The organism is Cryobacterium tagatosivorans (assembly GCF_004402215.1).
GTDB lineage: Bacteria > Actinomycetota > Actinomycetes > Actinomycetales > Microbacteriaceae > Cryobacterium > Cryobacterium tagatosivorans.
Map to the genome: position 1 here is coordinate 1 of NZ_SOEZ01000020.1, position 10,468 is coordinate 10,468.

At 63.2% G+C, this 10,468-nt stretch carries 6 protein-coding genes and 2 pseudogenes; 6 read left to right on the forward strand and 2 right to left on the reverse strand.

Translation table 11 applies throughout. The features are described 5' to 3' along the window. Positions 1 to 76 precede the first annotated feature (76 nt). The 5 genes from E3O23_RS03820 to E3O23_RS18295 all read left to right on the forward strand — a co-directional run bounded on the left by E3O23_RS03820 (position 77) and on the right by E3O23_RS18295 (position 5,936). Positions 77 to 1,495, forward strand: a complete 1,419-nt coding sequence (locus E3O23_RS03820; protein ID WP_255453287.1) for an ABC transporter ATP-binding protein — start codon at positions 77 to 79, stop codon at positions 1,493 to 1,495. Positions 1,496 to 1,551: 56 nt separating this feature from the next. After that, a complete protein-coding gene (locus E3O23_RS03825; RefSeq protein WP_198415125.1) occupies positions 1,552 to 2,304 on the forward strand; it encodes an SDR family NAD(P)-dependent oxidoreductase in 753 nt (250 codons plus the stop codon). Beyond that, the gene (locus E3O23_RS03830) at positions 2,304 to 4,382 is read left to right on the forward strand and encodes an acetate--CoA ligase family protein (RefSeq protein ID WP_134488339.1); all 2,079 of its coding nucleotides are present in this window, start codon (positions 2,304 to 2,306) and stop codon (positions 4,380 to 4,382) included. Before E3O23_RS03825 ends, E3O23_RS03830 begins: the two co-directional genes overlap by 1 nt. Before the next feature lie 83 nt (positions 4,383 to 4,465). Further along, positions 4,466 to 5,692 (forward strand): acyl-CoA dehydrogenase family protein, encoded by a 1,227-nt coding sequence (locus E3O23_RS03835; protein ID WP_198415126.1) that lies wholly within the window; start codon positions 4,466 to 4,468, stop codon positions 5,690 to 5,692. A 25-nt stretch (positions 5,693 to 5,717) separates the two neighbouring features. After that, positions 5,718 to 5,936, forward strand: coding sequence for an enoyl-CoA hydratase-related protein (locus E3O23_RS18295; RefSeq protein ID WP_134488343.1), 219 nt, complete (start codon positions 5,718 to 5,720; stop codon positions 5,934 to 5,936). An 821-nt stretch (positions 5,937 to 6,757) separates the two neighbouring features. On the opposite strand, the gene E3O23_RS18465 is transcribed toward E3O23_RS18295, so the two are convergent. Together E3O23_RS18465 and E3O23_RS18470 are read right to left on the reverse strand one after the other, a co-directional pair. Continuing rightward, positions 6,758 to 7,519: a phospholipase domain-containing protein gene (locus tag E3O23_RS18465; protein WP_241983310.1), complete on the reverse strand. Its 762-nt coding sequence runs from the start codon at positions 7,517 to 7,519 to the stop codon at positions 6,758 to 6,760. After that, positions 7,499 to 8,875 (reverse strand): annotated as a pseudogene (locus E3O23_RS18470) (alkaline phosphatase family protein); the annotation flags it as partial. The gene E3O23_RS18465 and the pseudogene E3O23_RS18470, both read right to left, overlap by 21 nt. A 223-nt stretch (positions 8,876 to 9,098) precedes the next feature. Between E3O23_RS18470 and E3O23_RS18475 the strand changes: the two are divergent. After that, positions 9,099 to 9,737, forward strand: a pseudogene (locus tag E3O23_RS18475) (transposase); the annotation flags it as partial. Positions 9,738 to 10,468 lie beyond the last annotated feature (731 nt).

A 10,468-nucleotide genomic window follows, 5' to 3' on the forward strand; every position in this document is an offset into this window, starting at 1 on the left:
AATCCGAGTCCACTGGTCATCGGTCAGCAGAGCAGTACGCGACATTCCTCCAGCCTCCCAAACGAATCACGATTCGATTAGGAGACACGCCCTAGCCCGCTACCCGCACCAGCTCTCCGGCGGCCAGCAGCAAAGGGTCGCTGTGGCGATGGCATTCACCGCCCGTCCCGCCCTGATCGTAATGGACGAACCCACCACCGGGCTCGACGTCAGCACCCAGGAACACGTGTTGCAGACAGTTCGGGCGATGTGCCGAAACTATGACTGTGCCGCTGTCTACATCAGCCACGACATGGCCGTCGTCGCAGAGCTGGCGGACAGAATCGCTGTCATGTACTCGGGGCGAATCGTCGAGATCGGCAGTACTGCCGACGTCCTCGCCAATCCCCGACACCCCTACACCGGACGGCTGCTCTTGGCGGTGCCCGACCTCGAGGCCAAACGACCCATGGTGGGCATCCCCGGGCATGCACCATCGCCCATGGCCCGGCCCAGCGGATGCGCTTTTGCCCCCCGCTGCCCACTCGCCGACGACGCCTGTATGGTCGCGCCACCCGGCGCCACTGAGGTCGGCCCTCGGCACACCGTGTGCTGTTTCAAATCGGACCAAGCCCTGCCCACGGTCACTCCCCGGCCGACGCCGGTCCGAACGGCACTCACGGTCTCGGAACAGCCCGTGTTGAAGATCACGGGATTGAAGGCAGGTTATGGGCGGAACACCGTGCTGCAGGACATCGACTTGTCCGTTTACGCCGGTGAATGCGTTGCCTTACTGGGCGAGTCTGGTTCGGGCAAAACCACACTGAGCCAGTGCATCGCGGGGCTGCACCACGAGTTCACCGGAGGGCTATACCTCGGCGGCGAGCAGCTGGCTAGCAGCAGCTTCAAACGCACCAAGGAACAACGGCGCAAGATCCAGTACATCTTCCAGAACCCGTACGAGTCGCTGAATCCGCGACGCACGGTCGGGGACCTCATCCTGCAGCCGGTCATAGCGGTTCGGGGCAGAGTGAAAAACGGTCGGGAAATCGTGGCGACGGCCCTGGAGCGTGCCTCGTTACGGCCCGATCACGCGATGCGTTACCCAGACCAGCTCAGCGGCGGAGAGCGTCAGCGCGTGGCCATCGCCCGCGCTCTGGCAACCGAGCCCGACGTGCTCGTCTGCGACGAGATCACCTCAGCGCTCGATGTATCCGTGCAGTCCTCGCTCGTCGACCTACTCCAGCAGCTCCAGAGTGAAATGGGCCTCACCCTGCTTTTCATCACCCACAACATTGCCCTCGTACGCAACATCGCCCAGAAGGTGGCCGTACTGGAACACGGGCGGATCGTCGAGTTTGGGACAGTGGAGGGCGTCTTCGACAACCCCACCCACGAGTACACCCGTTCGCTCATCGCGGCGACACCGAATTTTCAACTTCCCGCTCGCTTGACCACCGACACCGTCACGCTTCAGGCGGCCCTGGCCACCCAACCGAAGGCGAGCACACTGTGACCGAAGCAACAGTGAGGCCCAGCTTCCACCCCGAGGCGCTAGCCGGCAAGATTGCCTTGATCACGGGCGGCGGCACCGGCATCGGCCGTGCAACGGCGCTGGCGATGACCCGGTGTGGCGCCCACGTGGTGCTCGCCGGGCGCCGAGAGGAGCCACTTCGAGAGAGCGCGGAACTGGTGCGACAGGCCGGCGGGAAAGCTGAGATCGTGGCCGTCGACGTCAGAGAGCCCGAACAAGTCACCGCACTCGTCGATCGAGCGCTGAACGAGTTCGGCCGGATCGATGTGCTCGTCAACAATGCCGGCGGACAATTCCAAGCTCCTGCCGAGACCATTTCCGTGAACGGTTGGCGGGCAGTGCACCGACTTTCGGTCGAAGCCATCTGGAGCGTCACCCACGAAGTAGCTACCCGGAGCATGATCCCCAATCGCTCCGGCCTCCTCGTCTTCATGGCGTTCTCTCCGCACCGTGGCATCCCCGGAATGGTGCACGCCGCTGCCGCCCGAGCGGCCGTGGAAAACCTAGCCTCGGGGTTGGCCATGGAGTGGAGCCGATACGGAATCCGCTCGGTCGCCGTCGCGCCCGGCGCCATCCTCACCGAGGGCCTGGATGAATACACCGACGAAGCCATTCAAGGCTGGAAGCAAGGTGTGCCGCTCGGCCGACTTGGCCGGCCCGACGACATCGCCGACGTGATCACCTTCGTGGCCACTGATGCCGCCCGCTACATCACCGGAACCACCCTAACCATCGACGGCGGGTCGGACGCTTGGGGCTCCGGCCAGCCCGTCCCCGCAAAGGAGCCTTGATGACCGTGCTAACAGCCCCCGCAAACCGACCCCGGACCGAACCCGGGCTGGAAGCCCTGTTCGCTCCGAACGCCGTCGCCATCATCGGCGCCAGCGACGACACACGCAAATACGGCAACTGGATTGCAGTGCAGGCGCTCAAGGGCAACCGGCCCGTGCATCTGGTAAACCGCTCACGGGCAACCGTGCTCGGACGGCCGACCGTTCCGAGCGTGACCGCCATCGGCAACCAGGTGGACCTGGCCGTGATCGCGGTCCCGGCGGCCGCTTTCGAGGAGGCTGTGGACGACGCGCTCGCCGCCGGCGCGCGGGCCATCGTGGGCATCAGCGCCGGCCTCGGGGAGGCGGGCGAGGACGGCCTGCGCGTCCAGGCGAGAATTACCGCCAAGGTACGGGCCGCCGGCGCGCGTCTGCTCGGCCCGAATTGTCTGGGCGTGCTCGATCACACCAGCGGGCTGACGTTGACCTCCAACGAATTCCCGGTCGGGAACATCGGCGTCATCTCGCAGAGCGGCAATCTGGCCCTGGAATTGGCCACGCTACTGGTGGACCATGGCCTCGGAGTCTCCCGTTTTGCCAGCCTGGGCAACCAGGCCGATCTGGAGGCTGCCGACCTGATCGACGCATATATCGACCACGAGGGCACGGCGGCGATTGCTGTCTATTGCGAGGATTTCCGGGATGGTCGGCGGTTCGCTCGCGCTGCCCAGCGCGCCACGGAGGCAGGCAAGCCGATCGTGTTACTGACCGTGGGCGCGACGGATGCCTCGGTGCGCAATGCCAAGTCCCACACCGGGGCCATGGTTTCTTCCGGGATCGTCGTCGACGCTGCCTGCCGAGCGGCGGGCATAGAGCAGGTGTCGTCACCGGCGCAGATGGCTCACCTGTTACAGGCGCTGGTGCGCAGCAGGGTGCCGCGCGGCTCGCGGACAGCGGTATTCGCCGACGGGGGAGGACAGGCATCAGTGGCCAGCGACAGCGCCGCGGCGCAAGGGCTGGACGTGATCGAATTTCCGCCGGCGCTGCAGACGGCGGTGGCAGCCGAGCTGCCGTCCACGGCCGCGGTCAGTAATCCGGTTGACGTAGCCGGGGGTGGCGAACAAGACATCATGTGTTTCCCGCGCGTGCTGGACCATCTCACCAGCAGTCCGGCCGTGGATGCGACGCTGATGAGTGGCTACTTTGGAGGGTACGGCGCCTACGGCCAGGAACTCGCCGAACGCGAGGTAGACGCCGCCCGCACTATGGCTGCCTTGACGGCCGCTCACGATGGCACTGTCATTGTTCAGACCATGAACTGGACCTCCGCGGCCGCAAACTGCCTGCGTGAGGGTGGCGTGCCCGTTTACCGCGGCATCGACGAGGCAGCCTGGGTTCTTGGCCGGCTTGCCCGTCGCGGCTCCGCACCGGCCACGGGGGTGCCCGATCAGCCCGTCGCGGCCAAGGCCGTGTCGGACACGGGCTACTACGCTTCACGGCGCCTGCTGATGGCAGCCGGGATCAGCTTCGTGGCGGCCCACGAGGTGACCGATCGGGAGGAATTGCTGGCACGCGCCGCCGCGATGGCCTTCCCCCTCGTGCTGAAAGCCCTAGGAGACGAGCACAAGAGCGACCGCGGTGGCGTGATCCTAGGCATCCCGGACATCCCAGCCCTGCTGGTTGCCTGGGATGACGTACAGCATCGGCTCGCCCCGCCGAGCTGCTCGATCGAGGAAATGGCAGACCTCACGCAATCAGTCGAATTGCTCGTCGGAGTACGAAGGGATCCACGGTTCGGCCCCATTGTGCTCGTCGGGCTGGGCGGCGTCTTCGCTGAGGTTATCCGGGACGTACGCTGCGCACTCGCGCCAGTTAGCACAGGGCAGGCCAAGGAACTGCTGCTCTCGTTGCGTGGCAGCGCCTTGCTGACCGGCGCGCGCGGACGCATCCCGGTGAACCTTGATGCCGCCGCGGATGTCGTCGCCGGACTCTCCCAGCTGGCTTCGGCTCACCCCGAAATTGTCGAAATCGAATGCAATCCGGTGGCCGTTGCACCCGGTTGGGCCGTCGCACTCGACGCGCGCATCGTGCTCGGTTAACCAGCTTCAACCCAAATACAACTCCGTCGATCTCTCAATAACCACCCAACTCCAAGAGAAAGCGAATCAGCATGGACTTCCGGATGACCCCGCGGCAGATCGAACTTAAACAGCGCGCAATTGCATGGACGAACGAGATGATGCAGTTCGAACTCGACTGCGAAATGAACAACGGCCTCACCAAGGAACAGCACGCCAAGGTCAAACAATTGATCATCGGTCACGGCCTGGCCGCAATCAATATGCCGACGGAGTGGGGCGGCGCCGGGCTCAGCGTGCTGGAGCACGCCATCGTTTCCGAGGAGGTCGGCAAGCTCACCAACGCGCTCTGGGACACCATGTGGCGGCCCGCGAACGCGCTAAAGGCCTGCACTCCCGCCCAACGTGAGGAGTACCTGCTTCCAGAGATCCGCGGCGAACGCCGGGACGCCGTCGCCATCACGGAGGCCGAAGCCGGCTCCGACCCGCAGAACATCAGCACCACGGCCACCAAAGACGGAAACTCTTACCTGATCAACGGCGAGAAGTGGTTCGTCACGATCGGTGACGTGGCCGACTTCATCCTGGTTCTGGCCAGCGTCGACGGCGCACCCACAATGTTCATCGTGGACAAGGACCTGCCCGGGGTCAGCATCAAACGCGTCCCGCGTTATACCCACACGTTCGTTTATGAACACCCGGAGTTCGTTTTCGAGGATGTGAGGGTGGGGGCGGACAAGATCCTCGGCCAGATCGGACAGGGCTACGAACTGACCCGTGACTGGTTCGTGGAGGAACGACTGATGATCGCCGCTCGTACCATCGGTGCCGCCGAGCGGGCGACAGTCCTGGCCGCGGACTGGGCCCGGGAACGCGTTCAATTCGGACAGCCGATCGCAAGCTTCCAGTTGATCCAGAACATGTTGGCCAAGAACGTCGTGGACATCAGCACGAACCGGGTCCTGACCTACCAAGTGGCGTGGGAGGCAGACCAGGGGATGGACCGCAAACTGCTCAACGCAAAGGCTGCTGTGATCAAGCTGGGTGCGTCCGAGGCATCGAACCGGTGCGTGGACAACGCCTTGCAGATCTTCGGCGGCCGCGGTTACATGCGCGAAAACCCAGTGGAACGACTGTGGCGGGAGTTGCGTGTAGACCGGATCTGGGAGGGCACGTCCGAGATCCAGACCGTCATCATTGGCAATGAGATCGTCAAGCGGGGGACCAGCGGCCTGCTGGACTACGCGGGCGCGCAGGTTCAGCCCGACCCACTTGCGGATGCGCCTGTGGACGAAGATGCACTCGCCTACGCGGGCGTTCTGACTGAGTGAAGTCGCCGGTCAAACGGAGGTAATCGTGTCCACAACCGATACTGAAGAGCCCCTGGTCCTGGTTGAGCCGCATGGCGACGTTGTAGTCTTGCGGCTCAACCGCCCGGCCAAGATGAACGCCCTGTCTCTGGCGCTGGAACAACATCTGCTGGACGCCGTTCGCTCGGACGTCGTCAGTGCGGCCCGGGCCATCGTGTTCGCCGGGTCGGCCCGAGCATTCTCTGCCGGGACCGATACCCACTGAGCTGCCCGAGATGACGCCGGGACTCGAATCGAGATCCCGCGTCGACGAAAACGACGAACGAACCATCGAACGACCGACTCCCGAGAGTTACAAGTGAGAGATGTCAACTGGAGAGCAGTGGCTCCAATCCTGCTCCTCGGTGTAGGCATCGGCTGGCTTGTTGTGTGGAATTCTGGGCGCTCATCGAACCCACTGTTACCGTGGCTAGTTCTGGCGCTACCCATTTTGTCGGTCGGGTTTGGTTTGATGGCGGTGGCAGCATGGCTCCGTCGCAGAAAGTCGAGTCGGACCTGGGACCTGATGCAGCACGGCGATCCTCACGCCACCTATTTCATCATTTTCGTCTATCCGACGGTCAAGAGTCAGTTGGACAAACTCGGCTGGCGACTTCATGGGCCAGCGTATCTATCTATCTATTCCTGCCATCGGGGTGAGCATCAGCCCTCACGCCTTAACGTTCTGGGAGGCGGGTGTGGCAGGACCGACTCTCACTCTTGGCGCACCTGACTTCAATTCAGCCACTGCAGGGCGCGTCAGCGACGGATACCGAGGTCATCCGGCACTTCGATTGACGCTGAACACAGCCAACCGCAACAACGAACTCCAGCTGACACGCTCCGCCTGATACGACTTCTGCCGCGCAACCAACGAGTAGCGCCGCCTCGTCACGCCCGGCCCTCCGCATGCTTCACCAGCAGACGCGATCGACGCAAACGACTGAAGATCACGCTGACATGCCGGACTGTGATCCCCAGCAGGCTGGCGTGGGGGCAGGTGTCGTTACCGGTGTGGCGCTGAGCGCAGTCTCCTGACCCTGGATATCAGCCCGTGATGCCCGGGCGCCCGTCCTCGACCCGACCTGTCAGACGGCGACGGAAGCTCGTGTCCTCCGGAGTACTGATTTCAACGTCGTACCAGCCGTTGAGGGCAGGCCAGCTGAGCTTCTTTCGCTGACCGGGTCGCAGGACCTGGGTGTGGGCGTGGCTGACGTACTGCAGGGACGTGAACGTCAGCGTAACGGCAACGGATCCGGTGTTGCTGACCGCGAGTTCCACGTCGCCAGCCTCCCGGTCATCCGTAATGCTGGCGTCCACGCCCACAGCAGGGCCGGCAGATGTGCCCGCCAGCTCATACTGGAAACCGTTTGGCCCCGAGACGGCGAGGTCGAATTTTCCGTTCTTCACCGGAACGTCAACGCTGAGTCGCTTCTGCACGTCAAAGTGCTGCGGCACGGCATATTCGCCCGCATAGCTGTAGAGCGTGAAGTGCGTGGACCGTGACCCGGTGTTCTTCAGCGCCATGGTCACGCCGGCGGGATGTGCTCGGGCGGAAACCTGCGGGCGGTAGGGCAACGGGCGAGCCGGACGGGTGCCGGATTCCTGGATTGGTGCGGCCTGTGCCGTCGGCGGGGTGGGATGCCAGCGGGCGATGGCGGCGGGAACCGGGCCGGGGTGATCCACCTCGGGTTGCGTGCCCGCCTTGGTGAAGTCAAAAACACTGGTCAGATCACCGCAGACGGTGCGCCGCCACGCGGAAATATTCGGTTCCCGAACCCCCGTCCAACGTTCCAGGAAGCGGATCACGGACGTGTGGTCGAAGACTTCCGAGCTGACATAGCCGCCAATAGTCCACGGGGAGACGACGGTCATCGGCACCCGCGGGCCCAGGCCGATGGGCAAACCGCCAAACTAGTCATCGCCGCTGCCGGACTCCGGTCGCGGCGCAACGGGTGGGGGGACGTGGTCGAAGTAGCCGTCGTTTTCATCAAAGTTCATGAAGATGGCCGTCGTCGCCCAGGTCTCCGGGTCGCTCGCGATCGTGTCAAGCAGCCGGTAGACGAAGTTCGCGCTGCCTACCGGGGTGGAAGCTCCGGGATGCTCCGAATCGGCGGCCGAAGGGACGATCCAGTTGACCTCGGGGAGCTCATTCGCGGCAATATCAGCGCGCATCCGATCGAGCAGAGTATCCGGATTTCCGCGCCACATTGCCTTGTCGAAGAGCGATTTCTCCGCCTCGCTGAGCAGCTCACGGCCCTGGCTGAGTTGGGCCAGCAGCCGCTGCTGCTCGGCAGGGGCCTGAGCGGCCAGGCTGTCGTAGAACTCTTCTGTGGTGCGCAGGTGACCGTCCACGGCGGCCAGCATCTTGTGGCCGATCTTCTTGAAGGTCTGGAAGTACTCCACAGCATTGTCGGTGAAGTTGTCCCAGTCCTGGTAGATCCGCCAGGACACCCCAGCCTCCTGTAACCGTTCCGGGTACGTGGTCCAGTCGTAGCCGGCATGGTCATAGCTATAGGCAGCGTTGGTGACGGCGCGGGACGCGGAACCCGGTTCATTACCCACCGTTCCGGACCAGAGATAGTTACGGTTAGGGTTCGTGGATCCGTTGATTGAGCAGTGGTAGGCATCGCAGATAGTGAAGGTATCCGCCAGCTCGTACTGCAACGGAATGTCCGCACGTTCGTAGTACGTCATGGTCGACGGACTCTTGGACGGAATCCACTTGTCGTACCACCCACTGCCCCAAGCCGTGGTCGTCGCCGCCCAGGAATGATCCAAATCGCCCAAATACTGGACATCCGAGGCCGGGCGACCAGCCAATTCAGCAGCTTTCCGCAACGAGAACGGCAACACGGTCTGACCGCTGACCGTGGCTTGTTCAAAAACAGATTTGCCACTAGGCAAGCGCAGCGCCGCCTGATCCGCGAAGCCACGGACTCCGCGCAGGGACCCGAAGTAATGGTCGAAGGACCTATTTTCCTGCATCAGCACAATGACGTGCTTGATGGCCTTCAACCCGCCGGGTCGAATCGGCTGCGCCATCGCTGCCTGCACAGACGGAGGGAGAAGAGAACTCGCGGCCCCCAGGGCCGCCGCTGCCGCCGCAGTGCTAATAAACCGACGCCGGGAAAAACCTGTACTGGACATACAACTACCTTTCATTGACGTGCAAAAAACGGGCACTGAGTGACCACCACAGGAAGGAACCCCACGTCAACAACACAACGCTCAACACACAAAACAGGGACACCCCACGGGACATGAGGTCAGCCTTTCTCCAGACCAGCGAGAAAGGGGCCCTCCCGCACAGCTTGGCGTCCGCCCCCTGACGGGCAGCAAATACGACCTTAACGCGGAGTGAACAAGTGCCGTGCTGGCCCTTCGCGCGCCGTCCTCGCCGCGGCCGCGGCCGGAGCCCAAGAAGCAACCGCGCGCACTGACCAAGCTGCAGCGCGCCGCTGTTCTGGAGGTGCTGCGGTCGAAACGGTTCGTGGACAAAGTGCCAGCGGAAATCCAGGCGATCCTCCTCGACGAGGGCACCTACCTGTGCTCCGTAGCGACGATGTATCGCCTGCTCCGCGCCCATGGCGAGACCGGGGAGCGTCGTGCTCAAGCCACACACCCGGCACGTGTCAAGCCCGAACTCATCGCGGCGGGGCCCAACCAGGTTTGGTCGTGGGATATATCGAAACTCAAGGGTCCAGCCAAATGGTCGTACTTCCACCTGTATACGATTATCGACATTTACTCGCGGTACGTTGTCGGTTGGATGGTCGCGACCCGGAAGTCCGCCGAGCTGGCCGAGCGGCTCCTGTTCGACACAATTGAGAAGCAAAACATTCGGCGGGACCAGCTGACGATTCACTCTGACAACGGGTCCTCGATGGCATCGAAACCCGTCGAGTTCCTGCTCGCTGATCTTGGCATGACCAAGTCGCACTCGAGACCGCATACGTGCAATGACAACCCGTTTTCGGATTACGCCGCGTTCGTGATTCAAGACGAGTTCGATCACCTCGAACGATGCAGGGTCAGATGGGAACCGCACTCGCACTCGCCCGCGCCGCGAATGGGCTGCGGCGCTCCGACTGAAGGAGTCGTTCCGTTTACCCCGCCCGAAAGACATTTTGCTCTCAGGGGCGGCGAACGGCGCGGCTTCCGGCCGAGTTCATGCCGAGTTTCGCGGGTGCCACTTTGAGTGCCAAAAACCCCCGGAAAGTGCCAGAAACAGCCCGTATCGACACGTAGCAACGCGTAAACTGAGTTCATTAACTTCCGCGAAATCATGCGGGACTCAGGGGTGGAGAGCCGCCGAGACAGGCAGCCCGGCTCGCATCAGTTGTTCTTGGTTCGAGTCCAGGTACCCCAGCAGTAGCAGGCGCAGGATTCCGCGGCCAAATCACCCATCGGCCATCCTTCCCTCCAGGCCCGAAGCGGGCCAAATTACCAGAAACGGCACCAAGAACCCCGTGCGGAGTGGCAGGGCCGTTCTGCTGCCCGGGCTGATACGGACCCGTCACGCCCCAATCTGGCTAGTCACGGCTTCGGTCGCGCACCTCTTGGGTATGGACGCGACGAAGCAGATCACTCCGACCTTCCTCACCCAGCACGAACTCGCCGAGCTGCTCCGACTGCCCGAGCGCACGTTGGAGGACTGGCGCCTAGGGCGTGTCTCCTAATCGAATCGTGATTCGTTTGGGAGGCTGGAGGAATGTCGCGTACTGCTCTGCTGACCGATGACCAGTGGACTCGGAT

Bases quoted from the DNA above. Each gene is read 5' to 3' on its own strand.
- E3O23_RS03835 (WP_198415126.1), top strand. From the start codon at position 4,466: ATGACCCCGCGGCAGATCGAACTTAAACAGCGCGCAATTGCATGGACG.
- E3O23_RS03830 (WP_134488339.1), top strand. From the start codon at position 2,304: ATGACCGTGCTAACAGCCCCCGCAAACCGACCCCGGACCGAACCCGGG.